The following is a 24,933-nucleotide window of genomic DNA, read 5'->3' on the forward strand; positions in this document are numbered from 1 at the left end:
ATGGGAGTGAGTCAGTTGGAAATCAACCGCCAGATCGTCCAATAGTAGACTGCCACATGCGCCGCTTCGAATGCTGCCAGTGTAACTGCAAAGACTCCGACCAAAGCGACGGAAGGATGCCGGTCGAGCCATGACGGTGGCTGGTCGCCATCGCTCTCTTTAAGACCTGCGAAAACCGGTCTCCAGGTAGCGATGGCGCGAAGCCCCGTCCAGACAGCGGCCCAGATCAAAACAAATTCGAGGGGGAAGCCCCGAGCGGCGAAATAAATCGGACCGATCACAGACACCAATGGAACAAGTAGGTTCATTTAGCGGGGGCGCTTCTTGTAACGGTTCATCGGCTTTTCTGCCTCTTGGCTTCGACTAACGCAACGATATCGCAAATCTCCCAGAGCTCGCCGGTTACGCCAGCGGCCATCGCCGGGTTCATGCGAAGCGAAGCATGAATGCGCACAAAATTGTAATACATGAATAAACATGAAGTGGAGAGCAACCGCGTTGGCGTGAGCCTCCCGGGTAATGGTGCGGATAGATTGGCCCTCGACCAGCAGGTGAAGGATTTTGGAACGGTCGCGGTGCGAGGTTGTTCATCCCTTCACTCTGGCAGAGCGGAGCTTTAGTCAAGCGATAGGGTCACTTTCCCTGGCCCGCCAACTTGTATCGGCGGATCGTTCGGCACTATGGTCAACCGGCGGAGGATCTGCCGATGCCACAACGTCCTTATGATGAGCGCCTGCTCCGTCAGGCGTTCGAAGTCGCGCGCAAGGCCCGCGATGCTGGCGAACATCCCTTTGGTTCGCTCCTCGCTGACAAGGACGGCAATGTGTTGCGCGAGCAGCCCAACGCTTACAAGGCCGGCGGGGGCGACCGCACCGCTCATGCCGAAAGGCTGCTGGCCGCGTGGGCGGGAATGAATGTCAGTCTCGAAAAGCTCGCCTCCTGCACCCTCTACACTTCGGCCGAACCTTGCGCGATGTGCTCCGGGACAATCTATTGGGCGGGCATCGGACGGGTCGTCTTTGGCCAGAGCGAACACGACCTCAAGCGGGTGACGGGTGCACATGTCGAGAACCCCACACTCGACCTGCCCTGCAGGATCGTCTTCGAAGCCGGGCAGCGTCCGACTGAAGTCGTCGGCCCGCTGCTTGCCGATGAAGCGGCGCAACTCCAGGCCGAATTCTGGAAAGACAAGTAGGGTCAGGACTCGTTGATTCAGAGGCAGAGGTGACTGCTGACGTGGACCACGACCTCAAGCAATTCCGGCAAAAGTGTGAAACGGTTTTCCGCCCGGAATTGCGTCAAAACAAAAAGATAGATCGGTTCGGCGTTTCCGTGAAACGATGAAACCGTTCCAATTTAAAGGCCTGTCAGCAATTTCTTAAGTAGAGCATTAAACGTTTGCTGCTCCGCCGGCGTCAGCACGGAGATTAATTGTTCTTCCAGCGCCGCCATTGGACCGATCAAATCGTCTATCGCGCGCTTGCCGCCAGTCGTCAGCGCAATTTGCTTGCCGCGCCGGTCGTTGGGATCGGGGCGTCGTTCAACCAGCCCGGCGCGCTCCAGCCGGTCCAGGCGGCTCGTCATGCCGCCCGAGGAGATCATTGCCGATTCGTAGAGCTGAGTAGGTGAGAGCATATAGGGTTCACCGGCGCGCCTGAGCGGCGTGAGCACATCGAACTCACCTACGTTCAGGCCCGCTTCTTTGAGCAACGGGTTCATGTGATCGCGGATAACCCGTGCGGCGGCGTCGAGCAGGCGACCTACCGTTTCAACAGGCAACGACGGAAGATCGGGGCGCTCGCGGGCCCATTGCTTAGCTGCGGCCTCGGCGCGATCCATGGCAAATATTCCCTTGGCAAAAAGTATCTTGCAATCAAGATACATTGCATCTACTAACATTGCAGCAAGACAATAGCGCAGCGCGCATCCCTGGAGAAGGCGAAATCGATGCCCAAAATGATTTTCGTGAACCTGCCTGTCCGTGACCTGTCGGCGTCGACGGCGTTCTACGTGGCGCTAGGCGGCACTGTGAACCCGCAATTTTCGGGCGAAAAATCCACTTCGCTCATGTTTTCGGACACGATCGGGGTGATGCTGCTGACCCATGACCACTACCGCGAATTCACTACACGCCCAATCGGCGACGCACGGCGCGACAGCCAGGCAATGATCGTCCTCACTGTCGATAACCGCGACGCCGTCGATGCAACGCTGACCAGCGCGGTTGCGGCGGGCGGTCGCGCCGATCCCAACCCGGCGCAGGATCTTGGCTTCATGTACAACCGCCACATCGAAGACCCAGACGGCTACGTCTGGGAAATCGTGTGGATGAACCAGACGGCAAACGCCTGAACGCAGGGTGTGGGTGCATCGGTCGTAGCGGTTCCTGAGCCTAGCCTCGTGACGAGCAATTCGGGGCTGGCCCAGCGCCAGCTCCGCGTCAGCTGCCTCCGTCAGCTCGTCTTGACGTATTTCCGCCAGCTGTGTTCCGGCCGGAAGCCGAGCATGTCGCGTGCCTTGCGGTTGGAGAGCAGCGTCTCGTATTCGTCCAGTTCGGCCTTGACCGGCACATTGGGGTAAAACCGCTTCAGCAGTTCGGCTGTCGGCAGGTCGGACGAGGTGTCGTCATTGGCGGCATTGAACACCTGGTAGCCGAGCCCGTCCTTCTCGATGGCGCGCAGCGTGATCTGACCGAGGTCGCGCGCGTCGATATAGCTCCAGGCGATGCGCTTGCGGAAACCCGGATCGGCGAACCATTTCGGAAACAGCGAATATTCATGCGGCTCGATGACGTTGCCGATGCGCAAGGCATAGATGTCGGTGCCATCGCGTTGTGCAAACGCCCGCGCGGTCTTCTCGTTGACGACCTTGGACAGCGCGTAGCTGTCCATCGGATCGACGTCGTACTCCTCGTCGAGCGGGAAATGCGTCGGGTTGCGCGGCTCGTTGGCGAAGACCAGGCCATAGGTCGTCTCGCTGGAGGCGATCACCACCTTGCGGATGCCGAGCTTCACCGCGGCTTCGATGACGTTGTAGGTGCCGAGCGCGTTGATGCGGAACACCTCGTTGTCGGGCGTGATCATGATGCGCGGGATGGCCGCGAAATGCACCACTGCATCGACCGGCTGTGAACGCAGCGACGGGTCGAATTCATGCAGGCCCATATAGCTCGACAGCGCATTGAACACCTGCCCGCTATCGGTGATGTCGGTGATCAAGGTGCGCACCTTGGGATTGTCGAGCGGCTTGGTGTCGATGTTGAGCACCTGGCAGCCCTGCTCGACCAGATACTGCACGACGTGGCGCCCGGCCTTGCCGCTGCCGCCGGTGAACATGATCCGCTTCGTCATTTTGCTCTCCCTAAGATTCATGTGTATTGTCAGACAATATCGAACTCTGCAATCGCCTGCCATGGCATGCGGCAAAAACCCGCTTCAACAATTCGCCGGCAAGGTGCAGCGCCGTCATCCATCATTGCAAAATAGGACGAAACGACATGAACACGACCGCCGCGAGCGAAAAGATCGGCTTTATCGGGCTTGGCCTGATGGGGCACGGGATAGCAAAGAACATCGTCGACAAGGGCTATCCGCTGACGTTTCTCGGCCGCAAGAACCGCACGCCGGCGGAAGACCTGCTCGGCCGCGGCGCCAAAGAGGCGGCGACCTCGCGCGATGTCGCGGCGGCATCCGATATCGTCTTCATCTGCGTCACCGGCTCACGCGAGGTGGAAGCCATCATCCGCGGCCCAGGCGGCCTCAAGGAAGGCCTGAAGCAGGGATCGGTTGTCGTCGACTGCTCGACCTCGGATCCTGTCTCGACGGTGGCGCTGGCCGCCGAACTCAAGGGGCTCGGCGTCGACTATGTCGATGCCCCGCTCAGCCGCACCCCGAAGGAGGCCTGGGAAGGCACGCTCGACGCCATGGTCGGGGCGCCAGACGCAGTCTTTGCCCGGCTGAAGCCGGTGCTCGAAACCTGGGCCGGGCGCATCGTCCATATCGGCGACACCGGCGACGGCCACCGCATGAAGCTGCTCAACAATTTCATTTCGCTCGGCTACGCCGCGATCTATTCCGAGGCGCTGGCACTGGCGCAGAAGGTCGGCATCTCGCCGCCGCGCTTCGATAGCGTCATCCGCAACGGCCGCATGGATTGCGGCTTCTACCAGACCTTCATGCGCTGGACGCTGGAAGGCGACCGCGACGCCCACAAATTCACCATCGCCAACGCCTTCAAGGATCTCACCTACCTCGAATCGATGGCGGGTGCCGCCGGCATCGCCAACCCGCTCGGCAACGCCACCAAGAACGCGTTCGCCGGCGCCTCCGCGGCCGGCCCCGCCGACCAGTACGTGCCGATGCTGGCCACGCATATCGGCAAGGTCAACGGCGTCGACCTCATGCCGACCAGGGACGGCAAGAAGCAGACGATCTGAGAACGTTGGGATTAACGTCTGTCGCAAAACACCAACATTCGACTGCCGCAGGCTAGTTCGTTTGCACAGAGGATTTGGTTCTTCGATTGAGCCCGAAAGGAACTGTAGACGTTCGCTGCCGACCAGCTACAGCCGCCAATCTCCAACGCTGGCGATTAGCCACATGCCACCACACATTCGTCATCCCAGGGCGGAGCAGGAGCGAAGCGACGTCGCACAGACCCTGGGATCCATGCCGTGACATCCGCCGAAGAATGCAGCGGCTCAGAGCGGCGCCTGCATCCGCCATTGCGCTCGTTGCCGTTCCACCATGACCGCGAGCCAGAAGCTGCTGAAGCGCTGGCTCCACCAATGGGAGACCGAATTGATCGAGACGACCAGTCCCAGAGTGCTTCGAGCTTTTTCGTAGGACAGGAGTGGCAGCGTTTGGTTCTGATCCGCTGGAGCACTGCCGCAAGGTAACGGCATGGATCCCAGGTCTGCGCCGCGTCGCTTCGCTCCTTGCTCCGCCCAGGGATGACGAAGGGAGGATTTCGGCTAATCTCCTAAATTTGCGATTTGCCACCGACAGGAATGATCGACCTTCGTTGCCGGTTGACCCGACTTACACGCTATTGGCCGAGAAACGATCGAATTAGCGCCTAGACCGGCCGATAACGTCATCTGTATTCGCGAGAAGTCTGTGCACCGCAGCACGCACAACTTCCCATCGGAAGACGCCAGAAACAAAAAACCCGCCTCGGGAGGCGGGTCGTTGGAGCCAATTAGCACCATAGGCAAATTAGTAGCATAGCTGCCGGCACAAAGCAAGAACAAAAATACACCGCGACGGCAAAAAAATCCGAATTCCCGTCCCATCCGGGCCGCCGCCCCTCATTGCCTGGCCCTAGCGTTGGTGATTGGCGAAAGCCCGAAGTGGCATCCAATCTTCCCCCACGTGGGGGAGATGTCCGGCAGGACAGAGGGGGGCGCGAAGGAATGCGAGTTTTGCAATCGTTCTGAGCAACGCTAGCCCTGGAGCATAGATCACCGCCGCGACCGGCCGATAACATCGTCGGTGTTGGCGAGAAGCCTGTGCACCGCGGCGCGGGCTGCGGCGGGCCGCTGCAGGCGGATGTTCTTCTCGATCGCCTCATGCAGCCTCTGCGCATGCTGCTGGTCGCTGGTTTCGCGCGTGACGAAGACAAAGAGGTGGTCGAGCGCCGATTCGATCAGCACGCCGAGCGGCACCAGCAGGTCGTTGCCCGAGGCGCGCAGGATGGCGAGGTGAAACCGCGTGTCGGCGCGCGTGCGCTCCTGCAGGTTGGTCGCCTCACCCATCTCGCGGCAGGCCTGGCTGATCTCGGCCATCTGCTCGTCGGTGCGCCGCATGGCGGCAAAGGCGCTGGCCTCCGGCTCGATGATGTGGCGGAATTCCTGCACCGTCCTGAGAAACACCTCGCGGTCCGGCGAGGTCGCATACCAGGCCAGCACATCGCGATCGAGCAGGTTCCAGCGCTCCTTCGGCTCGACCCAGCTGCCGATCTTCGGGCGCGACGCAAGCAGGCTTTTCGCCATCAGCATTTTGATGGCTTCGCGTACCGCCGAGCGGCTGACGTCGAAGGTCTCCGACCATTTGGCTTCGTTGGGCAGGATGGTTCCCGGCGGATAATCGCCGCGCACGATCCTCAGCCCGATTTCGTTGGCGAGCGACGCGTGCACGCTCGAGCCGGGAAAGTGTGCGGCGTCGGCACGCCGAACGACGGCCGGCCGCTCAGCCTCTGCCTTCAACTTGGCGGGTCGCTTTTTTGATGTCGCGTCCGGCATTCGTATTCCCCGGCAGCTGCTTGTCGAAAGCCTGAACTCAGGACACGACAAAGCAGCGGCCTACGCTCCAAAGCAGCGTCGCCTCGTGCGTTTTGTATGGACGATGCGTAACGGGGCGCCCGCCGAACGGGCGCCCCAAAACTGCGAACCTACTTCTGGATGCAGGTGTCGACGGTGTCCTTGGTGCATTCGTCGAGGCCGGTGAACACCGGATCGGCGACCGGCTTGCCGTCGACCAGGTCGATCATCACCGAGGGCGCCTTGTAGCCCATCTCGAACGGCCGCTGGCCAACCAGTGCGGTCACCAGCCCGTCACGGGCAATCGCCACCTCGTCGCCGATCGTGTCGGCGGCGCCGATGACAAAGGCGTTGCTGGCGATCTTGTCGGCCATCGGCTTGAACAGGTCGCGATAGGGCTGCGGAGCGCCGAACAGCGGCCAGCCGCCCATGATGCCGAAGGCGTCGAGATCGGGATTGGCGGCGAGGATGTCGGTCATCGCCTGCACGCCCTTGGCGCCGTCGTCATTGGTGAACACCGGGCAGCCGGCAACTTCCGTCCAGCCGCCTTCCCCTGCCAGCGCCGCGAGGCCTTCCTTGCCCGAAAGCGCGTCACGCATACCTTGCGCGCGGCGCAGGATGTTGTCGGCCGCCGGATTGCCTTCGATGGTGCAGATCTTGCCGCCATTCGGCTTAGCCTTCTTGATGTATTCGCCGATCTTGTGACCCATCAGGTAGTTGTCGGTGCCGAGATAGGTCTTGCGCAGCGCCGCATCTTCCTTGCTGAGGTCGGCGTCGAGGGTCATGATCGGGATCGACGGATTGGCGCTTTTGATAGTCTGCGCAATCAGCGGCGCGTTGGACGGGGAAATCGCCATCGCCACCGTATCGGGCTTGCTCAGCATGTCCTGGACGATCTGGGCTTCACCGGCCTCATCCGAGGTCGATGCCGGTCCGGTGTAGAAGCACTCATACTCCGAGCTGGCGTTTTCCTTGTTCCATTTCTCGCAACCCTGGTGGATGGCCTCGAAGAATGGATTGTCGAGACCCTTCACGACGATGACGAGCTGTTTCTTGGCCATGGCCGGCCCGGCACCCAACGCCATGACGGCGGCGGCAGCGAGCAATAGTGATTTCCTCATGTCAGTCCTCCCTTTTGAAACAAACGGACACCACGTGCCCGCCACACACAGATCGACCCGGAGCAAGATGACAGAGGACGTCGCACTCGTGTCGCCAAGCCAGGTCGATAAGCATTTTCATCTTCAGTCTCAGACCGGCGCCGACAGATATCGCTGGCTACCAAATCCCTGACCGACAAACCCTCACCGATTCCTTCCGGCAACCCGGGAGACCGGCGCAAGCTCCTCCGACACTTAGCTAATATCGCCTTGTCACCGACGTCAATGCTATTTGTCCTACAAAACTGATTTTTCGAAAGAGGCCGTGGTTGACGCCAAGGTGGCTTATGCGTAAATGGGCAAAATCGCTGCCTCCGGGAGGAACTGGGGAGAGCGAAAGGCCGCGGCAGAACCGCAGGCCGCAAAGCACGGGGAGGCAAGAAGGCTGGTGGCGGTTCTCGAACTCACCAACATCTCGAAGCATTTTGGCGCCATCCAGGCGGTCAACGACGTTTCGTTGTCGATCGAGGCCGGACAGGTTGTCGGCCTGATGGGCGACAACGGCGCCGGCAAGTCGACGCTGGTCAAGATGATCGCCGGCAATTTCCCACCGAGCCATGGCACGATGCAGATGGACGGCAAGGAGTTGATCCTGCACAAGCCGGTCGAGGCGCGCCAGCACGGCATCGAAATCGTCCATCAGGACCTGGCGCTGTGCAACAATCTGACGGCCGCCGCCAACGTTTATCTCGGCCGTGAATTGCGCCGCGGCCTCGGGCCGCTTCGCATCCTCGACTATGCCGCGATGTACAAGCGTGCCGGCCAGATCTTCGCCGAGCTGAAATCCGAAACGCGCCCGCGCGACCTGGTCAAACAAATGTCGGGCGGCCAGCGGCAAGCGGTGGCGATCGCCCGCACCATGCTTTCGCAGGCCAAGATCGTGCTGATGGACGAGCCGACCGCGGCGATCTCCGTGCGCCAGGTCGCCGAGGTATTGAACCTGATCCGCCATTTGCGCGACCAGGGCATCGCCGTCGTGCTGATCAGCCACCGCATGCCCGACGTCTTTGACGTCGCCGACCGCGTCATCGTCATGCGGCGCGGCCGCAAGGTTGCCGACAAGACGATCGCATCGAGTTCGCCGGAAGAAGTCACCGGACTCATCACCGGCGCCATCGAACAGGTATGATTGACGCCTCAACCAGAGTAAAAAAGGTCGATAATGGCAGTCACCCTTGATCAGACGATCGCGCACAAGCAGCACACCTTGCTGAGCAAGGTGTTTGCCAGCCAGACCTTCTGGGTGGTGATCGCGGTCATCCTCGCCTGCCTGTTCCTGTCGGTGGCCACGGATTCCTTCGCCACGACCAAGAACCTCTACAACATCACCCGCAACGTCACCTTCGTCGCCATCGTGGCGCTCGGCATGACCTTCGTCATCATCACCGGCGGTATCGACCTGTCGGTCGGCTCGGTGCTTTGCCTGTGCTCGATGGTGCTGGCCGTGACCATGCATGCCGGTTACGGCATCGAGATCGGCATTGGCGCCGCGATCGCGACAGCGCTGATCATCGGCGCCTTCAACGGTGTCTTGATCGCCTATCTCGGCTTTCCGCCCTTCGTTGTGACGCTCGGCATGCTGTCGATTGCGCGCAGCCTAGCCATGGTCGCCTCCAACAACACCGTCGTCTTCCAGTTCGGGCCGGACCATGAAAAGCTGCTGGCGCTGGGCGGCGGCGCCTGGGTGTTCGGCATCGCCAATCCGGTGCTCTACATGATCGTGCTGGCGTTGATCACCGGCTTTGTGCTGCGCTGGACGAAATTCGGCCGGCACATTTTCGCCATCGGCGGCAACGAGCATGCGGCAACGCTGACCGGCGTTCCGGTGCGCCAGATCAAGGTCGTCGTCTACATGATCTCGGCATTGGCGGCTGGCCTTGCCGGCATCATCCAGACCGGCTGGCTGGGCGCGGTCACCACCAATCTCGGCAACGGCATGGAGCTTCAGGTGATCGCCGCCACCGTCATCGGCGGCGCCAACCTGGCCGGCGGCATGGGCACAGCCTTCGGCGCGGTCGTCGGCGCGGCGCTGATCGAGGTCATCCGCAACAGCCTCGGCCTGCTCGGCATCAATGCCTTCTGGCAAGGCGTGTTCATCGGCGGCGCCATCCTGCTCGCCGTGCTGTTCGACCGCATCCGCAATTTCAGGCGCAACGACTGACGTTCAAGCCCCAACGTCCCCTTCTCCCCTTGTGGGAGAAGGTGTCGCCGAAGGCGACGGATGAGGGGTGCTCCAGCTTGGCATCGCCTCATTTCTTCCAACACCCCTCAAGCGGCTCGGCGCTAGCGCGCCGATCCACCTTCTCCCACAGGGAGAAGGGGACGCGCTCCTATCGCCGAGTCTGAAAATCCGCCAACGCAAGGCAAAGCAGGCGTCAAGCTCGGCACATCCCGTCTTGACGCAAGCCCAGACTGAGCCGCACAATCGCTCGCAGCAGGCGAAGGGAGGCCAGTCGCCTGCTGGAGGATATACCCATGACGGAAGCGATCAGGCTCTACTGGGGCCGGTTCGGACATGTTTCTGTCCTGAACGTCGCCAGCGACTTCGTCACCCATGCCCATGTCGAGGCGCATATCATCATCTGGCTGGAAGGCACGGCCGGCGAGATGACCATCGGCCGCGAGACTGTGCGGCTTGGACCGGGCACCGCCGCCGGCATCAATTCCTTCCAGCCGCACAGCCACGCTCTGTCGCGCGACGGCACGCCTGGCCTGTTCCTCGCCTTTTACATCGATCCGGACTGGGCTCGAAAACGCCGCGAGCTGCCTTCCTCCGCGCCGCTGTTCGCGAGCCCGGCAATCACGCTCGAGCCTTGGCTGCACAAGGCGGCGGCCAACCTCCTCGACCATCTCAGCGACAACGAGAGCATCGACGATATCGCCAATTACGAGATCGAGCGCTTCATCGACAGCGTGCTCGACGCCGCCGACGCGTCCGCACCGCAGACCGTGCGCGCCCGCGTCAACACCATGCAGGATTTCCGCGTCCGCAAGGCGATCCAGCTGATGAAAGCCAATGTCTGCGAGCGCATCTGCTTCGACGACGTGGCGCGCAGCGTCGGCCTGTCGCGGCCGCATTTCTTCGCGCTGTTCAAGGAACAGACCAATCTGACGCCCAACGTCTATTGGAACACGCTGCGCATGGAGGAAGCGGTGCGGCAGTTGCAGTGGTCGCAGGAGCCGCTGATCTCGGTCGCCTGCAATCTCGGCTTCACCACGCAAGGCAATTTCTCGCGCTTCTTCCGCGACCATGTCGGCGTCCCGCCGACGCTTTACCGCGAGGCGGCGCGGGCGATCAGCTGAGCGCCCGTTTTTCAGACTATTTGATAGGCGTTCAAGACGCATTGATAAGCGCTGCCGAGCCTGCCGCCCTACCCTCCCAAGCAGCTGATTTGCAAGGGAACGATCATATGGCGAAAGTCACCATCTCCAGCGTCATCGACGCACCGGTCGAAAAGGTCTGGGCGCGCATACGCGACTTCAACGGTCTGCCGACCTGGCACCCACGCATGGTCGAAAGCCATATCGAGGACGGCAAGGACGCCGGCACGATCGGCTGCGTGCGCAATTTCCAGCTCGCCAGCGGCGCCCGCCTCCGCGAAAAGCTGCTCGATTTCTCCGACGAAAATTTTCTCGTCAGCTACTCCATCCTGGAGACGCCGCAACCGCTCACCAACCACAAGGCAACGCTGCAGTTGCGGCGGGTGACCGACGGCGACCGCACCTATGCCGAATGGACCGCCAGCTTCGACGCCCCTCCCGAAGAAGCCGACAAGCTGGCCGAAGGCATGGGCGCCAACGTCTTCCAGGGCGGCTTCAACGCCCTGAAGGCGCATTTCGCGGGCAAGGTTGAGCTGAATTGAGCTGACAAACAGGAGCGTTCCATGGCGCTTGCATTGCAGACTTTCCCGACGGTGAAGGACGCCGGCGCGGCGCTGAAAGCAGCCGGCACCCGCTATCTCGGTGGCGGCACGCTGGTCGTGCGCGCCGTCAATGAAGGCGACGTGTCGATTTCCGGTTTCGTCAGGTCGACCGAACCGGCGCTGTCGGTCATCCGCATTTCCGGCGACACGGTCCGCATTGGCGCTTCGGTGACCATGGCAGCAATCGCCCGCCATGCGGATCTCGCTCCGCTGGCCAGTGCCGCGCGCGCCGTCGGCGGACCGGCGATCCGCAACATGGCGAGCGTCGGCGGCAATCTCTTCGCGCCCACGCCTTACGGCGATTTCACCGTTGCGCTGCTGGCTCTGAACGCAAATGTCAGCACCAGCGACGGCGAACTGCCGATCGAAACCTTCCTGGCAAAACGCGAAAGCAACCACGCCATCGTCACTGCGGTCGGCTTCACGCTTCCGAAGGAAGACGGCTTTCGCTTCCTGAAAGTGTCGAGGGTCAAGCCAAAGGGCATTTCGGTGCTGAGCATCGCCACCGTGCTGGAACAGGCGCCGGACGGCACCGTGTCGTCCGCGCGGATCGCGCTCGGCTGCATGGCCGACCGGGCGATCCGTGCCAGGGCGGCGGAGGAAGCCCTGATTGGCCGGGAACTCACCAGCGAGGGCATCGCACCGGCACTGGCTGTTGCCCGCGACGGCACTTCGCCGCCAACCGATCCGATCGCCAGCGCCTGGTATCGCAACGAAGTCCTACCGGTCCATCTCGGTCGGCTGCTGCTCGCCTGAAAGACCGTGGCGCGTATGTCCGCCTGGCCGCGGCGCAAGGAGTAAAAAAGATGGCAAAGGTCCCGGTTCAGTTCACGCTCAATGGTGCCGAAAAGGCCGAATTCATCGACAGCGGCACGACGCTGCTTCATGCGCTGCGCGACAAGATCGGCGACACCTCGCCGAAGGGCGGCTGCCATCAAGGCACCTGCGGCGCCTGCTCGGTCGTCATCGATGGCGAACTCCGGCTCTCCTGCCTGACGCTGGCAGAGGCCTGCAATGGTGCCACTATCATCACAACGTCAGGCCTTTCGGAAGGCGGCGTGCTGCATCCGCTGCAACGCGCTTTCCTCGACGCCTTCGCGACCCAATGCGGTTTCTGCACGCCGGGCATGATCATGGCCGCCAAGGTGCTGCTCGATCACACGCCGAACCCCAGCCGCGAGGACGTGGTCGAGGCGCTGTCGGGCAATATCTGCCGCTGCACCGGTTACGAGCCGATCATCCAGGCGGTGCTGACCGCCGCACGGTCCAATTCGCAGAATGCGGCTTGAGGGGAGTTAAAAAGATGGAACTCCGCAAGAGCTATTTCGCCGACCAGCGCAAGGACGATCTGCACGAGATCGGCCAACCACGGCCGCGTTCGGATTCACCCGGCCATGTCACCGGCAAGACCGCCTATTTCGCCGACCGCAATTTTCCCGGCATGCTGCACCTGAAGATGGTACGCAGCCCGCACCATCACGCCCGCATCCGCAGCATCGATACGTCCGAGGCGGAAAGGCATCCGGGTGTCGTCAAGGTGCTGACCGCCAAGGATGTGCCGCACAATGTCTACACCATCCTGATCCTGATCCAGATCGGGCCGGAGGACGAAACGGTTCTGGCCGACGGCAAGGTGCGCTGGAAGGGCGAGGCCGTGGTGGCGGTGCTGGCCGAGACCGAGCGTGCCGCGCAGGAGGCGGCTGCCAAGGTCAAGGTCGAGTATGAGGTGCTGCCGGCCGTCTTCGACATGGAGGAAGCGCTGAAGCCCGGCGCGCCGATCGTCAACGAATATCACGGCCGGAATTATTACCTCTACGACAGCGGCGAATGCCGCAAGGTGCGCTTCGGCGATGTCGAGGCAGGCTTTGCCGAGGCAGATCACGTGCTCGAACAGATCTACCAGTCTTCGCCGATCGAGCATGCGCCGACCGAGACGACAGGCTGCATCGTGGCACCCGAGGGCAACGACCGCTTCACCTGCTACACCAACACGCAGGCGATGTTCTTCACCCTCGACAACGCCTCGGTCATCCTGCAGATGCCCGGCAACAAGCTGCATTTTGTCGGTGGCACTGTCGGCGGCGGCTTTGGCGGCAAGGTCGACGTCATCGTCGAGCCGATCGCCATCCTCGGCGCAAAACTAACCGGACGACCGGTTTGTTTTGTCTATAGCCGCGAGGAAGAGATGCAGATTTCCTCGCCGCGCGCCGCCGAGAAAGTCGTCATCAAGGACGGCGTGATGAAGGACGGCCGCATCGTGGCGCGCAAAGTCGCCGGCTACACCGATGCCGGCGCCTATTCGCGCCATTCGCCCTACGGCGCGCAGAAGGGCGCCGGGCATTATCCCGGTCCTTACACGATCCCGAATGTCTGGATCGACACCTACTGCGTCTACACCAACCGCACCCCGTCCTCGGCGATGCGCGGCTTCGGCGTCACCATCGGCGACTTCGCGCTGGAGGTGCAGATGGACAAGCTCGCCCGGCTGATCGGCATGGACCCGCTCGAATTCCGCTTCCTCAACGCCTACCGCGACGGCGACATCAAGGCGCATCGCCAGCCGACCGAGGGGGCGGCGCTGATCGAGTGCATGCAGGAAGCTTCGCGCACCGCCAACTGGCCGGTGGCGGAGAAGTTCATGGCGATGTCGTCTTACGCGAAGGGAGCTTGAGATGGCGATCAGGCGCGGACGCGGCGTCGCCGCGATCAATTATCCGACCGGCATGAATCTCGGCGGCGACCCGACGCAGGCGCTGGTGCATTCGACGCCGACCGGCAATTTCATGGTCACGCTGTCGAGTGTCGATCTCGGCCAGGGCATGAAGCAGATCATGGCGCAGATCTGCGCCGAGACGATCGGCGTGCCGACCGACCGCGTCGTCGTCGACACCGCCGACACCGACACCGGTCCGCACTGCATGGGCACCTTCGCCTCGCGCGGCACCCACCGCGCCGGCAATGCGGTTATCCAGGCGGCCAGGGAAGCCCGCCAGGTGATGCTGGAAGTGGCGGCCGAGGAACTTGAGGTAAACGCCTCGGACCTCGAGACCGACGGCCAAGGCAACATCCTGGTCAAGGGCGCGCCACAAAAATCGATCTCGATCTTCGATGTCGCGCTGTCGGCGCATTTCAAACGCGGCCGTTCGATTTCCGGCCGCGGCATGTTTTTGATCCCCCGCTCCTACCCGGAAAAAGAAACCGGCGCGATGAAGCCGTCGACCTGCTATGCGCACGCCTGCACGGTGGCGGAGGTCGAGGTCGACGACGAGACCGGCGAGGTCACCGTGCTGACGGTGAAGAACGTGTTTGAGATCGGCCGCGCGCTGAACCCGAAAATGGTCGAGCAGCAACTCGTCGGCGGCTCATGGATGGGTATCAGCCATGCGCTCTACGAAACGACCGAACCCTATTATCCCAACCGCGACCATGGCGGCACCGACTTCAACCAATATCTGATGCCGGGTCCTGGCGACCTCGCGCAAACCGAGATCATTGTGCTGGAACGGCCCTCGGCGGACGGGCCGTATGGCGCCAAGGGGCCGGGCGAAATGTGCGCCAACCCGCAGATCCCGGCGGTCGCCAATGCCGTCTTCGACGCCGTCGGCGTGCGCATCGACACGCTGCCGATCACGCCGGAGCGCATCCTGCGGGCGCTGAAGGCACAAGCCGGCGCTCCGAACTGAGTGCTGGAAATGCCCAAGAGAAGCGCCCAGACTGCAAACGCAGACACAGTCGCGACCTCGCCGGAGGCGGTGGCGTCCCGCCTCGCCGCCTCGCGCTATCTCGCCGATGAAAGCCTGGCCACCGCCATCTTCCTGGCGATCAGGCTGGGTAAGCCGCTGCTGCTCGAAGGCGCTCCCGGCGTCGGTAAGACGGAAGCGGCGAAGGCGATAGCCGAACTGCTCGGGCGCGATCTGGTGCGGCTGCAATGCTATGAAGGCATCGACGCCGCACATGCGCTCTACGAATGGAACTACCAGCGCCAGCTGCTCGCCATCCGCCATGCCGGCGAACATGAGGTCGACATCTATGACGACCGCTTTCTCATAGCGCGGCCGCTGCTGCAGGTGCTGAAGGCGCCGGAAAAGCGCGTGCTGCTGGTCGACGAGATCGACCGTTCCGACCATGAATTCGAAGCGTTGCTGTTGGAGTTCCTGTCCGATTTCCAGATCAGCATTCCCGAGCGCGGCACCATTCGCGCGACGGCGCAGCCGATCGTCATCCTGACCTCGAACCGCACTCGTGAACTTGCCGAAGCGCTGCGGCGGCGCTGCGTCTACCACTGGATCACCTATCCCGACGCCGAGCGCGAGGCCGAGATCATCATGCTGCGCGCCGGCGACGTCGCAAGAGCCACGGCGCGCGCCGTTGCCTCAGCCGTGCGCGACATCCGCGCGCGTCCGTTGGCCAAGCCACCCGGCATCGCCGAGGCGGTCGAATGGGCCAACGCCGCGACCATCCTCGAAAAGGGCGGCAGCCCATGGCCGGAAGCGTTTCGCCGGGCCATCGGCGTACTGATCAAGGACGAGGAGGACCTTTCCTGCATCGCGACGGAGCTCGGCAAGATTGTCGAGGAGGCGCTGGCGTGAGCCCTGCGGCTCTGCCTCGAGGAGCGGCGCCCTTCCTCGGCTTCGGCCGGCTGCTGCGCCGCTACGGCTTTGCGGTGGCGCCCGAGCAGGTCTCCGGCTTCATGCAAGCGGTGACGCTGCTCGGTCCCCGTTCGATGACCGACATCCGCGAAGCGGCGCTTGCCACGCTGGCGCCGCCGCCCGATCGCCGCGACGAATTCGAGGCGCATTTCCGGAACCATTTCTATGGGGACGCCGCGGCGCTGGTCGAAGGCGACAGCGACGAGGAAACCCGCATCAAGGACGATGGTGCAACGGGCGAAGAAGAAATCGAGGTAATCCGCCAGGAGCAAGGCGGCGAACTGTCTTCGGCCAGCGAACAGTTGAGCGTCCGCGAATTCAGCCGCGACAGCGACGGGCTTGCCGCCTTCCGCCGCAAGCTCGCCACCGCTTTGCCCGCCCGCCGCTCCTTCCGCACCGTGCGCACGCATGCGCGCGGCAAGCTCGACCTGCGCCGCTCGCTGCGCGAAATCGTCAATGCCGACGGCGATATCCCCTCGCCGCTGCTGCGCCGGCGGCAGACAGTGCCGCGCAAGCTTCTCATCCTGATCGACGTGTCCGGCTCGATGAAGCTCTACACATCGGACTATCTCAAGCTGGCACACGCGGCAGTGCAAGGCGCCGACCGGGCGGAGGTCTTCACCTTCGGCACACGGCTGACCCGTATCACCTCCGCGCTGCGCATTCGCGACCGCGACCAGGCGCTGGCCCGCGCCGCTGCCCACGTCGACGACTGGGACGGCGGCACCCGCATGGGACCGACGCTGCTCGTGTTTCTATCGGTGCCGCGCTTCTCCGCCTTTGCACGCGGGGCGGCGATCGTCATCCTGTCGGATGCGCTGGAGCGCGGCGACCATGCCGAGCTGGAAATCGCGATGCGCCGGCTGAGCGCCCGCGCCTTTCGGCTTTCGCTGGCGACGCCGCTGGCCGGCGATCCGCGCTTCCGGCCGGCAACGGCAGCACTTCGCGCCATCCTGCCGGTGCTGGATGACCTGGTCGACGGCTCCTCAATTGCCGGTCTCACCGAGTTCATCCTGTCGCTCGCCCGCCCCGCTCCGGCGGCCGCGGCAATCTGGAAAAGGGTTTTGTGATGCAGAAGGCGATCGACGCGCATTTCCACATCTGGCGCCAAAAGGACCAGCCCTGGCTCGTCGGACCGATGGTGCCGCGCATCTTTGGCCCCTACGAGCCGATCCGCCGCGATTATCCGATCGAGGAATTCCTCGCCGACCAGCAAGGTTCAGGCGTCGAGAAGGCGGTCTATGTCCAGACCAACTGGGCCAAGGAGGATTTCGAGAAAGAGGTCGCTTTCCTGCAGAAGACCGCCGAAGAAACCGCTTGGCCGCACGCCATCGTCGGCTATGCCGACATGACGGTCGACGATGTGCGTCCCCAGATCGACCGGCTGAAAAAATATCCGCTGTTGCGCGGCGTGCGTATGCAGCTGCACTGGCACCAAACGCCGGCCTTCCGCTTCGCTGCCTCGGCCGATCAGGTCATCGACCCAAAGGTGCGGGCCAATATCGCCCGGCTGAAGGATTACGGCCTGTCCTTCGACCTGCAGCTTTTCCCCGCCCAGATGAAGGATGGGCTGACGCTTGTCGGCGAGAACCCCGAGACGAATTTCGTCCTCACTCATGCCGGTATGCTGACCGACATGGAGCCGGAGACCACCGAGGCGTGGAAGACCGGCCTGCGCACGCTGTCAGCGGCACCAAACCTCTATGCAAAGCTGTCCGGCCTCGGCACCTTCGTCCACCGCAACGACCCGGCGCTGATCAGCTATATCGTCGACGCCGCCATCGACATCCTCGGCAGCGACCATCTGATGTTCGGCTCGAACTTCCCGATCGAGAAGCTGTGGACCAGCCACGTCGAGCTGATCAGGGCGCACCGGGAAGCGGTGGGCAAGCACGGCGCGGCTGCAGAGGCGGATATCTTCTGGAACACGGCGGAGAAGGTATATCGGCCGGTGTAGCGCCCCGCCCCTCGCCCCTCACCTCACCTCGAACTGCGGATCGACCGGAATCTGCAGCGCCGTGACCATCTGGTTGGTCTGTCCGGCCAGGCCGATGATCGACACCAACTCGCCATGCTGCGCCTCGGTCATGCCCTTGGCCCGTGCTGCCGCCGTGTGTGAGTGGACGCAGTAGGAGCAGCCATTGGCTGTGGAGACGGCGATGTAGATCATCTCCTTGGTCAGCGGGTCGATGGCGCTGTCTGCGACCATCACCGCCTTGAGCTGCTCCCACACCCGCTTCAGCGAGACCGGATCATTGGCCAGCCCGCGCCAGAAATTGTTGACGAAGTCGGATTTGCGCGTCGCGCGGATATCGTCGAATACGGCCTTCACGGCGGGATTAGCCTCGACCTCGGCATCGGTCAGCAGTCTTGTGGTGGCCATGGCAGGCTCCTTTTCGTTTGAATCGATGAGAGAGGTCGTTGAATCAGGTCTTGAGAAAAAGTGGCTAATCGTCTCGGATAAATCAGCAATTGACGCGCTGAGGCAAGACCTTGAAGGCCGGCCGAAGCGTCTCAACGTCGTCATCCCTGGGCGAAGCAGGAGCGAAGCTCCGTCGCGGAGACCCTGGGATCCATGCCGTAACCTCAGCCGAAAGGTGCAGCGGAGCAGAATTCTGCACCGCGGTAGCACTCTGTGGTCGCGGCATGGATCCTGGGGTCTGCGCCGCGTCGCTGCGCTCCTTGCTTCGCCCCAGGATGACGAAGCGATGGGCGTTTCTGCCAATCTCCATGGCATGCAATCCGACAATGCGAAGACTATTTGGCATGTCAACTTCTACGCCAAGGGACTAATGCACCGCCGCATACATGATCTTCTCCTCCGTCGCTTCGGCCGGCGAGAACTCCTCGACGATGCGGCCTTGCCGGCAGACCAGGATGCGGTCGGACAGGTTCATGATCTCCGGCAGGTAGGACGAGATGACGACGACGGCCAGGCCCTCGTCGGCCAGCCGGTTGATGATCTGGTGGATCTCGGCGATGGCGCCGACATCGACGCCGCGCGTCGGCTCGTCGAAGATAACGATGCGCGGTTTCTGCACCAGCCCCTTGCCGATCACCACCTTCTGCTGGTTGCCGCCGGAGAGCTCGACCACCCGCGCATTGTCGTTGATCGCCTTGACGTTCAGCGTCTTCGTCCATTCGGCCGACAGCGCCCGCATCTCCTGCGCATTGATCACCAAGCTCTTTTCCCGTCCAGCCGCCAAAAAGCCGGCGAACAGGTTCTCGGCGACGTCCATCGTTTCGAATATCCCCTCGCTCTTGCGGTCTTCGGTGACATAGACGATGCCGTCCGCCACCGCCTCGCTCGGCACGAGATAGCGTACCGGCCGGTCGTTCAGTTCGATGGTGCCGCCGCGCAGGAAGTCGCGCTTGTAGATGCCGGAGACGATCTTGAACGTCTCGGTGCGGCCCGAGCCGATCAGCCCGAACACGCCGGTGATCTGGCCCTCGAAGATCGAGAAGGAATTGTTGCGCACTACATTGCTCATCGAGATGTCCTGCACCGACAGCACCTTCTTGCCGGCCCTGCGCAACCTGGTCTCGTCGCGCTGGCTGTAGAGCTGTCCCGACAGCGTCCGCCCGACCATGGCCGCGACGATCCGGTTGCGATCGAAAGCGGCGGTATCGTCGGTGATCACCAGTTCGCCGTCGCGCAGGATGGTGATGCGGTCGGCGATATCGAGCGCCTCTTCGAGCGCATGGCTGATGAAGACGATCGACACACCCCTTGCCTTGAGCCGACGGATCAGTGCGAAGAAGTGCCGCTTTTCCTCCGGCGTCAGCGTCGCCGTCGGCTCGTCGAAGATGATGATCTCGGCATTGTGGTGGACGGCGCGCGCGATCTCGACCATCTGCCGCTTGGCCGCGCCAAGCGTCGCCACCATGGCGTTCGGGTCGACCGGGAAGTTCAACGACTGCAGGAACTGCTGCGCCGAGATGTAGGTGCCGCGCAGCCGGTTGAGAAAGCTCTCGGTGCCAAGATAGAGGTTCTGCGCCACCGTCATCGACGGCACCAGGCTGGTCTCCTGGAAGACCATGGCGATGCCGGCTTCAAGCGCCGCGTGCGGCGAGGCGTAGGCGATCTCCTGCCCGTTGTGGAACATCTTTCCCGAGGTCGCGTCGACGACGCCGGCGATGATCTTGGTCAGCGTCGATTTTCCCGCGCCGTTCTCGCCGAGCAGGGCGTGGATCTCGCCCTTGCGCAGCTCGAAGCTGACATTCTTCACCGCGGGCACGCCGCGATAGGTCTTGGTTACGTTCTCCAGGCGGACAATCGGTTCCATCAGCGATGCCCTTCTGGAGCCAGGTCGATAGCCAGCAGGCAATCGCCGCCTTTCGAGGCAATGAACAGGCGATCGTCTTTCTCCGCCACGCTGCAGATGCCATGACGCGTGCCGTTGGCGCGGCTGTGCAGGCTATACTGCGGCCGCATCTCCCGATCGAGCCTGACCACAAGCCCGTAGGAGCGGCTCGGCGACCATGGCTTGTGGATGCCCATGGTGCGGATGCCGCCGCATTGCAGCGGCTCGAGGAAGCTTCGATTCGAGGCGAGTGCCGGCGCGATCCAGTGCTGCGGCGGCACTTGCGCCAGCATGTCGTTCCGATAGTGCTTTTCCTGCAGCACGAATTCGATCAGACGGTTGCGGGGCGCAAACAGCGCCAGCCAGGCACCACCACCGACGGCAGACGACAGGCGCGAGGGATAGCCGGGCAGATGCGCCAGCACCGTCGAGCGGCTGCCCGTTGCGCCATCGAAGCGGACAAGTTGGTGCCGCCAGCTCTCGCTGACCAGCACATCCGTGCTGGTTGGATGCAGCCCATAGGGAAAGGCGATGTCACCGGCGAGCTTGCGCAATTCGCTGCCTGCCGGATCGCGCTTCCACAGCGAACCCGACGCACCCTTCTTCATCAGATCGGCGGCCCATTGCGACGGCGCGTGGCCGGCCGAGCCATTAGCCAGCCAAAGCGTGCCATCTTCTGCATAGGCGAGTGCTGTAATGCAGCGGATCTCGGCTGGCAGGCGAGCCTCCTTGCCCGCGATTAACAGCTTGCCGCTTTCGAGCGCCACCGTCAGCTCTCCGGCGGGCGAGCGCGCAAGCGCGGTGACCGCGGCCGGAAATGTCTCGACCAGAACAGGCGCGCCGCCGGCGGTGACCGCGTAGATGGCATTGCCGCTGGAGGCCAGCAGCCGGCCGTCAGCGATCAGCAGATTGTCAGGCTCCGGCAGTTCAGCAAAAGCCGGAGCATCGTCCAGCAGCGTATTCGGCCTGAAGGCGCCATCGAGCGGCGGGATTGTCACCGCCTTGCCGCGAAAGATGTCGAGGATCGGGTCCAGTATCATGGCTTCGCTCCCCAGTAGGAAGCGGGGCTGGTCCAGTTTGGATCGGCACCGGCAATCCGGTAGCGGCCGATCCGGTTGTTCAGGATACCGCCGACGAACAGATAGCCTTTGTGCTCGCGCATCGAGGTGACCATCGGATGCGCGGCGCCCGACAGGTCGCCCATCGCTTCGACGATGCCGCCTTTCTCATTGAATTTCACCACACCGCCGGTGTTGATGTTGGGGAACAGCCATTCGTCCTGCGGCAGCCGGCGCGTCATGCGCTTGCGCATGTCGGGATGGCGCAGCGACAGGTCGAAGCTCGGCGTGCGCATGCCGAGCCAAGCCATCCAGTAATTGCCGTCGGAGGCGCGGTTGATGTTGTCGGGGTAGCCCGGCATGTCGCGGATGACGCATTCGGCGGTGCCTGCTTTCGGCCCTTCCAGCCAATAGCGATGCACGCGGCAGGCCCAGCTTTCGGCGAAGAACAGCGACCTGCCGTCATGCGCCATGCAGACGCCGTTGGTATAGCGGTAGCCGTCGAGCAGCGTCTTCGTCGAACCGTCCTTGGGGTCATAGACGAGCAGCCGCCCGGTGGCGCGGTTCTCGATCGAGTCCAGCGCCCAGTCATGGGCGTCATAGCGCTTGGTGGAATCGGTGAAGTAGATGCGGCCGTCCGGCGCGATGTCGCAGTCATTGGGGTCTCGCAGTCGCGCATCGTCGACGATCGAAGTCCAGGAGCGCGACGTTTCCGCCGAAAGCCGTTTCACCTCCCGCTCCGGCGAGACCGAATAGAGGCCCATGGCGCCGACGCAGCTGATCAGATTGCCTGTTTTGTCGAAGGCCAGGCCGAGCGGAAAGCCGCCAATATGGGCAAAGACCTCCGAGCGTTTGTAGTCCGGCGCGAAGAAGCGGACGATCTCGCCATGCCTGGTGCCGCAATAGAGATGGTCGTCGCGGTCGAGGATGACGTCTTCCGGCCCTTCCAGCTCGCCGAGCCCGATATGGTCAGCCTCAGACAACCGGTTGTCGAGTTCGTAAGGCGTGCCTGAGCCTGGTGCCGCCGACTGCGTTGTCCCCATCTTCAAATAGACCGGTGCGACATAGACCTCGTCCAGAACCTTGTGGCGGTTCTTCAGCCAGCGAATGTCGATGGTGACCGCGACGGCAAGCATGATGCCCAGAACCATCTGGTTGGTACCGGTGCCATAGCCCAGCCGGATCAGCCCGTTTGTCATGGTCAGCACGATGATCGCGCCCATCAGCCCCTTGATCACCGAGCCGCGGCCGCCGCCCAGGCTGACGCCGCCGACGACCGCCGCTGTCAGTGCCATGACCTCGAGGTTGAGGCCTGTGCCCGGCCCTGCCCCGCTCAGCCGGCAAGCGATGAGGAAGCCGCCGAGCGAGGCGCAGAAGCCGGAGAACACATAGGTCATGAACACGGTGCGGCGCACGCGGATGCCGGCATTGTGGGCCGATCGCCGCGACCCGCCCACCGCCTGCACATGCCAGCCGGGCCGCGAGCGTGTCAGCGCGACATGGGTAATGATGGCCAGGATAATCGCCGCCCACACCGCAACCGAGAGGCCCCAGAAAGTGTCGTCGCCGATGAAGTCCAGCACATCCGATGTGGCATCGGAAAGCTGGACGTCGGCGGCATAAGTGGTGACCAAAATGTCGAACAGCGCCCGCCCGAAGATGAAGGTGACCAATGTCGTCAGGAAAGCGCGCAGCCTGAAATAGCCGATCAGATAACCGTTGATCGCGCCGAACAGCAGCCCGGTGGCGATCGAGGCGGCCAGCGCCAGCCACACCGATTGTTCGAGGATGAAAAAGACGAACACGGCGGAAAAACAGGACAGCGCGAAGATCGAGCCGACCGAAAGGTCGATGCCGCCGCCCAGCATGACCACCGTCATGCCGGTGACGACCAGCGAGAACTCGCCGAGCTGGCGGGTCGATTCCTGCAGCGACATCGGCTTGAAGAAGCCGGGGATGATCGAACCGAACACGCCGAGCGTCGCCACCAGCGCCAGGAACGGAATGGCGTTATCAGTCCAGCGTTTGCTCAGTATCTCGCCGAGGAGGTGGTCGGGCACGAGATTGTAGCGCCAGGACTGGAGGCGTTCGCGAAAGGACATGGGTTGCTGCTATTCGAGAGAAAAGGGAAAAATCGGCCGAGCTATCCGCAGGACGCTCGCCTCAGGTTTGCGCTGCCCCTCACCCTTACCCTCTCCCCGTATAGAGACGGGGAGAGGGGGTCGCCAGCGTTGGAGCGTATCCCTTCTCCCCGTCACTATACGGGGAGAAGGTGCCGGCAGGCGGATGAGGGGCAGCGCCGAGCTCAGGAAAGCCGGCCTACTTCGCCGCGGCCTCCGCTTGCAGTGCTTTCAAGTCCCAGCAGCTGTCTGGCTTGAGGTCGGCCTTGGTCGTCGCTTTCTCCAGCGTATAGATGTAGGTGTGCGAGGTGCCGGCGGGCTGGCCACTCTGCAACAGGAATTTTATGACGGCGTTCATATCGCCCGACTGGCGGGCAAGGTCGGTCATCACCACCGCGCCATAGGTGCCGTCCTGCAGCTTGTCGCAGTCGGCGGTTTTCTCGCCGCCGCCGGTGGTGACCAGGAACACCTTGCCCTCGAGCTTGGCATCGCGGATCGCAGCCGATGCGCCCGTCGCGTCGCCGTCCCAGAAATCGATGATGGCGCAGATGTCGGGGTTCTGCTGTAGCATCGTCGTCGTCACATTGCGCGAGGTCGTCGCATCCCAGTTCGAGTCCGGCTTGGCTACGGCCTTGAAATCGGGGTTCTTGTCCAGCACCTTCATGATGCCGGCATACTGGTAGAGGCTCGACGAGTTGGCCTGGTCGCCCTGCACCAGCCCGATCTTCTTGGAAGAATTCGGCCCACAACCCTTGATCGCCGCTTCGGCTTCCAGCTGGCCGAGCCGATCCCAGTCGCTGCCGACAAAGGCATCGGCCGGGAAGTTCGCCGGATTGTCGACCAAAAGCACATAGGTGCCTGCCGCCTGCGCCTTCTTCATCAGCTTGGCATAGGAGTTGAGGTCCGGCGAGTGGATGATCAGCACGTCCGGCCTGGTGTCAGACGAGATCGCGTCGGTTATCGCCTGCGCGCCGGCGTCGACCACCCAGTTCGGGTCACGCGTCTCGAACACGCCGCCCCAGGCCTCGACCTCCGTCTTCAGGTAATGCGCCCAGCCCTGTGCCAGGTCGAAGCCCATCGCCATCGGCACCAGCATCACCCGCTTGCCCTTGAGCGCTTGCGAATAGGCGGCCGGACCCGGATCCTCGGCGGCGAAGCTTGGCGCCACGAAGGCGGAGACGGCAAGCGCTGCCGCGGCAGCCATAAATGTCCTGATGATTTTCATGTCACATCCTCTGGTTTGGTCGTTGTCGTTCGCGGCCGGCGCCAACCGTTCGCGTCAGTCTAAATGTCGCCTTGCTGGGCGGTCTGCTCGTCGCGCGGATTGATGAACCCGTCGACGATGATCGCCGCCAGCAGGATCGCTGCCTTGATCAGGTTCTGATAGAGCAGCGGAATGTCGATGATGGTCATGGCGTTGAGCAGGATGCCGATCAGCGCGGCACCCACCAGCACGTTGC

Annotated in this window: 24 protein-coding genes and 2 pseudogenes; 14 read left to right on the forward strand and 12 right to left on the reverse strand. The window is 62.9% G+C overall.

Features of this window, described 5'->3' with window-relative positions; genetic code table 11:
• Positions 1 to 11 precede the first annotated feature (11 nt).
• Positions 12 to 308 carry a hypothetical protein gene (locus AC0L2X_RS19870; RefSeq protein WP_473559862.1) on the reverse strand — a complete coding sequence of 99 codons (297 nt, stop codon included), beginning with the start codon at positions 306 to 308 and terminating at the stop codon, positions 12 to 14.
• Between the two features lie 26 nt (positions 309 to 334).
• Positions 335 to 469, reverse strand: a pseudogene (locus tag AC0L2X_RS19875) (IS1 family transposase); the annotation flags it as partial.
• Between the two features lie 237 nt (positions 470 to 706).
• On the opposite strand from AC0L2X_RS19875, the gene AC0L2X_RS19880 reads away from it, so the two are divergent.
• Positions 707 to 1,195 carry a nucleoside deaminase gene (locus AC0L2X_RS19880; protein ID WP_473559863.1) on the forward strand — a complete coding sequence of 163 codons (489 nt, stop codon included), beginning with the start codon at positions 707 to 709 and terminating at the stop codon, positions 1,193 to 1,195.
• 161 nt (positions 1,196 to 1,356) lie between these two features.
• On the opposite strand, the gene AC0L2X_RS19885 is transcribed toward AC0L2X_RS19880, so the two are convergent.
• Positions 1,357 to 1,839 carry a MarR family winged helix-turn-helix transcriptional regulator gene (locus AC0L2X_RS19885; RefSeq protein WP_473559865.1) on the reverse strand — a complete coding sequence of 161 codons (483 nt, stop codon included), beginning with the start codon at positions 1,837 to 1,839 and terminating at the stop codon, positions 1,357 to 1,359.
• Positions 1,840 to 1,947: 108 nt separating this feature from the next.
• On the opposite strand from AC0L2X_RS19885, the gene AC0L2X_RS19890 reads away from it, so the two are divergent.
• Complete coding sequence (locus tag AC0L2X_RS19890; RefSeq protein WP_352815684.1) at positions 1,948 to 2,352, forward strand: VOC family protein; 405 nt, start codon at positions 1,948 to 1,950, stop codon at positions 2,350 to 2,352.
• A gap of 101 nt (positions 2,353 to 2,453) precedes the next feature.
• On the opposite strand, the gene AC0L2X_RS19895 is transcribed toward AC0L2X_RS19890, so the two are convergent.
• On the reverse strand, positions 2,454 to 3,350 hold the full coding sequence (locus AC0L2X_RS19895) for an NAD-dependent epimerase/dehydratase family protein (protein ID WP_473559866.1): 897 nt from the start codon (positions 3,348 to 3,350) through the stop codon (positions 2,454 to 2,456).
• 146 nt (positions 3,351 to 3,496) lie between these two features.
• Between AC0L2X_RS19895 and AC0L2X_RS19900 the strand changes: the two genes are divergently transcribed.
• Positions 3,497 to 4,435: an NAD(P)-dependent oxidoreductase gene (locus AC0L2X_RS19900; protein WP_473559867.1), complete on the forward strand. Its 939-nt coding sequence runs from the start codon at positions 3,497 to 3,499 to the stop codon at positions 4,433 to 4,435.
• 1,026 nt (positions 4,436 to 5,461) lie between these two features.
• Here the strand turns inward: AC0L2X_RS19900 and AC0L2X_RS19905 are convergent.
• A complete protein-coding gene (locus tag AC0L2X_RS19905; protein ID WP_473559869.1) occupies positions 5,462 to 6,241 on the reverse strand; it encodes a FadR/GntR family transcriptional regulator in 780 nt (259 codons plus the stop codon).
• A gap of 149 nt (positions 6,242 to 6,390) precedes the next feature.
• Positions 6,391 to 7,380, reverse strand: a complete 990-nt coding sequence (locus tag AC0L2X_RS19910) for a sugar-binding protein (protein ID WP_473559871.1) — start codon at positions 7,378 to 7,380, stop codon at positions 6,391 to 6,393.
• 427 nt (positions 7,381 to 7,807) lie between these two features.
• Here AC0L2X_RS19910 and AC0L2X_RS19915 point away from each other — a divergent pair, with 427 nt between their 5' ends.
• The 11 genes from AC0L2X_RS19915 to AC0L2X_RS19965 all read left to right on the forward strand — a co-directional run bounded on the left by AC0L2X_RS19915 (position 7,808) and on the right by AC0L2X_RS19965 (position 17,948).
• Complete coding sequence (locus AC0L2X_RS19915; protein WP_023675804.1) at positions 7,808 to 8,548, forward strand: ATP-binding cassette domain-containing protein; 741 nt, start codon at positions 7,808 to 7,810, stop codon at positions 8,546 to 8,548.
• 33 nt (positions 8,549 to 8,581) lie between these two features.
• Positions 8,582 to 9,580 (forward strand): ABC transporter permease, encoded by a 999-nt coding sequence (locus tag AC0L2X_RS19920; RefSeq protein ID WP_352465268.1) that lies wholly within the window; start codon positions 8,582 to 8,584, stop codon positions 9,578 to 9,580.
• A 314-nt stretch (positions 9,581 to 9,894) separates the two neighbouring features.
• Entirely contained in the window at positions 9,895 to 10,722 is an 828-nt protein-coding gene (locus tag AC0L2X_RS19925) for a helix-turn-helix domain-containing protein (RefSeq protein ID WP_473559873.1), read from the forward strand.
• Between the two features lie 107 nt (positions 10,723 to 10,829).
• Complete coding sequence (locus tag AC0L2X_RS19930) at positions 10,830 to 11,282, forward strand: SRPBCC family protein (RefSeq protein WP_352481579.1); 453 nt, start codon at positions 10,830 to 10,832, stop codon at positions 11,280 to 11,282.
• A gap of 21 nt (positions 11,283 to 11,303) precedes the next feature.
• Positions 11,304 to 12,098: an FAD binding domain-containing protein gene (locus tag AC0L2X_RS19935; RefSeq protein WP_473559876.1), complete on the forward strand. Its 795-nt coding sequence runs from the start codon at positions 11,304 to 11,306 to the stop codon at positions 12,096 to 12,098.
• A 50-nt stretch (positions 12,099 to 12,148) separates the two neighbouring features.
• Positions 12,149 to 12,631 (forward strand): (2Fe-2S)-binding protein, encoded by a 483-nt coding sequence (locus tag AC0L2X_RS19940; RefSeq protein WP_473559878.1) that lies wholly within the window; start codon positions 12,149 to 12,151, stop codon positions 12,629 to 12,631.
• A 14-nt stretch (positions 12,632 to 12,645) separates the two neighbouring features.
• A complete protein-coding gene (locus AC0L2X_RS19945) occupies positions 12,646 to 14,013 on the forward strand; it encodes a xanthine dehydrogenase family protein molybdopterin-binding subunit (protein WP_473559880.1) in 1,368 nt (455 codons plus the stop codon).
• A 1-nt stretch (position 14,014) separates the two neighbouring features.
• A complete protein-coding gene (locus AC0L2X_RS19950; RefSeq protein WP_352936922.1) occupies positions 14,015 to 15,025 on the forward strand; it encodes a xanthine dehydrogenase family protein molybdopterin-binding subunit in 1,011 nt (336 codons plus the stop codon).
• 9 nt (positions 15,026 to 15,034) lie between these two features.
• On the forward strand, positions 15,035 to 15,931 hold the full coding sequence (locus AC0L2X_RS19955; protein WP_473559882.1) for an AAA family ATPase: 897 nt from the start codon (positions 15,035 to 15,037) through the stop codon (positions 15,929 to 15,931).
• Between the two features lie 53 nt (positions 15,932 to 15,984).
• Complete coding sequence (locus tag AC0L2X_RS19960; RefSeq protein WP_473559943.1) at positions 15,985 to 17,061, forward strand: vWA domain-containing protein; 1,077 nt, start codon at positions 15,985 to 15,987, stop codon at positions 17,059 to 17,061.
• Complete coding sequence (locus AC0L2X_RS19965; protein WP_473559884.1) at positions 17,061 to 17,948, forward strand: amidohydrolase family protein; 888 nt, start codon at positions 17,061 to 17,063, stop codon at positions 17,946 to 17,948. The genes AC0L2X_RS19960 and AC0L2X_RS19965 overlap by 1 nt, the downstream gene beginning before the upstream one ends.
• Positions 17,949 to 17,966: 18 nt before the next feature.
• On the opposite strand, the gene AC0L2X_RS19970 is transcribed toward AC0L2X_RS19965, so the two are convergent.
• The 6 genes and pseudogenes from AC0L2X_RS19970 to AC0L2X_RS19995 form a co-directional block, all read right to left on the reverse strand.
• Complete coding sequence (locus AC0L2X_RS19970) at positions 17,967 to 18,374, reverse strand: carboxymuconolactone decarboxylase family protein (RefSeq protein WP_473559885.1); 408 nt, start codon at positions 18,372 to 18,374, stop codon at positions 17,967 to 17,969.
• 406 nt (positions 18,375 to 18,780) lie between these two features.
• The gene (locus tag AC0L2X_RS19975; RefSeq protein ID WP_473559887.1) at positions 18,781 to 20,277 is read right to left on the reverse strand and encodes a sugar ABC transporter ATP-binding protein; all 1,497 of its coding nucleotides are present in this window, start codon (positions 20,275 to 20,277) and stop codon (positions 18,781 to 18,783) included.
• The gene (locus AC0L2X_RS19980; protein ID WP_473559888.1) at positions 20,277 to 21,335 is read right to left on the reverse strand and encodes an SMP-30/gluconolactonase/LRE family protein; all 1,059 of its coding nucleotides are present in this window, start codon (positions 21,333 to 21,335) and stop codon (positions 20,277 to 20,279) included. The genes AC0L2X_RS19975 and AC0L2X_RS19980 overlap by 1 nt, the downstream gene beginning before the upstream one ends.
• Complete coding sequence (locus AC0L2X_RS19985) at positions 21,332 to 23,455, reverse strand: ABC transporter permease (RefSeq protein WP_473559889.1); 2,124 nt, start codon at positions 23,453 to 23,455, stop codon at positions 21,332 to 21,334. Before AC0L2X_RS19985 ends, AC0L2X_RS19980 begins: the two co-directional genes overlap by 4 nt.
• 217 nt (positions 23,456 to 23,672) lie before the next feature.
• A complete protein-coding gene (locus AC0L2X_RS19990) occupies positions 23,673 to 24,698 on the reverse strand; it encodes a sugar ABC transporter substrate-binding protein (protein WP_473559891.1) in 1,026 nt (341 codons plus the stop codon).
• 59 nt (positions 24,699 to 24,757) lie between these two features.
• A pseudogene (locus AC0L2X_RS19995) lies at positions 24,758 to 24,933 on the reverse strand (ABC transporter permease); the annotation flags it as partial.

The sequence above is a fragment of the Mesorhizobium sp. WSM4828 genome (assembly GCF_055811175.1).

Bases quoted from the DNA above. Each gene is read 5' to 3' on its own strand.
- AC0L2X_RS19880 (WP_473559863.1), top strand. From the start codon at position 707: ATGCCACAACGTCCTTATGATGAGCGCCTGCTCCGTCAGGCGTTCGAA.
- AC0L2X_RS19935 (WP_473559876.1), top strand. From the start codon at position 11,304: ATGGCGCTTGCATTGCAGACTTTCCCGACGGTGAAGGACGCCGGCGCG.
- AC0L2X_RS19945 (WP_473559880.1), top strand. From the start codon at position 12,646: ATGGAACTCCGCAAGAGCTATTTCGCCGACCAGCGCAAGGACGATCTG.
- AC0L2X_RS19940 (WP_473559878.1), top strand. From the start codon at position 12,149: ATGGCAAAGGTCCCGGTTCAGTTCACGCTCAATGGTGCCGAAAAGGCC.
- AC0L2X_RS19975 (WP_473559887.1), bottom strand. From the start codon at position 20,277: ATGGAACCGATTGTCCGCCTGGAGAACGTAACCAAGACCTATCGCGGC.
- AC0L2X_RS19970 (WP_473559885.1), bottom strand. From the start codon at position 18,374: ATGGCCACCACAAGACTGCTGACCGATGCCGAGGTCGAGGCTAATCCC.
- AC0L2X_RS19985 (WP_473559889.1), bottom strand. From the start codon at position 23,455: ATGTCCTTTCGCGAACGCCTCCAGTCCTGGCGCTACAATCTCGTGCCC.
- AC0L2X_RS19900 (WP_473559867.1), top strand. From the start codon at position 3,497: ATGAACACGACCGCCGCGAGCGAAAAGATCGGCTTTATCGGGCTTGGC.
- AC0L2X_RS19990 (WP_473559891.1), bottom strand. From the start codon at position 24,698: ATGAAAATCATCAGGACATTTATGGCTGCCGCGGCAGCGCTTGCCGTC.
- AC0L2X_RS19910 (WP_473559871.1), bottom strand. From the start codon at position 7,380: ATGAGGAAATCACTATTGCTCGCTGCCGCCGCCGTCATGGCGTTGGGT.
- AC0L2X_RS19895 (WP_473559866.1), bottom strand. From the start codon at position 3,350: ATGACGAAGCGGATCATGTTCACCGGCGGCAGCGGCAAGGCCGGGCGC.
- AC0L2X_RS19950 (WP_352936922.1), top strand. From the start codon at position 14,015: ATGGCGATCAGGCGCGGACGCGGCGTCGCCGCGATCAATTATCCGACC.
- AC0L2X_RS19930 (WP_352481579.1), top strand. From the start codon at position 10,830: ATGGCGAAAGTCACCATCTCCAGCGTCATCGACGCACCGGTCGAAAAG.
- AC0L2X_RS19965 (WP_473559884.1), top strand. From the start codon at position 17,061: ATGCAGAAGGCGATCGACGCGCATTTCCACATCTGGCGCCAAAAGGAC.
- AC0L2X_RS19980 (WP_473559888.1), bottom strand. From the start codon at position 21,335: ATGATACTGGACCCGATCCTCGACATCTTTCGCGGCAAGGCGGTGACA.
- AC0L2X_RS19870 (WP_473559862.1), bottom strand. From the start codon at position 308: ATGAACCTACTTGTTCCATTGGTGTCTGTGATCGGTCCGATTTATTTC.
- AC0L2X_RS19905 (WP_473559869.1), bottom strand. From the start codon at position 6,241: ATGCCGGACGCGACATCAAAAAAGCGACCCGCCAAGTTGAAGGCAGAG.
- AC0L2X_RS19955 (WP_473559882.1), top strand. From the start codon at position 15,035: ATGCCCAAGAGAAGCGCCCAGACTGCAAACGCAGACACAGTCGCGACC.
- AC0L2X_RS19920 (WP_352465268.1), top strand. From the start codon at position 8,582: ATGGCAGTCACCCTTGATCAGACGATCGCGCACAAGCAGCACACCTTG.
- AC0L2X_RS19925 (WP_473559873.1), top strand. From the start codon at position 9,895: ATGACGGAAGCGATCAGGCTCTACTGGGGCCGGTTCGGACATGTTTCT.
- AC0L2X_RS19885 (WP_473559865.1), bottom strand. From the start codon at position 1,839: ATGGATCGCGCCGAGGCCGCAGCTAAGCAATGGGCCCGCGAGCGCCCC.
- AC0L2X_RS19890 (WP_352815684.1), top strand. From the start codon at position 1,948: ATGCCCAAAATGATTTTCGTGAACCTGCCTGTCCGTGACCTGTCGGCG.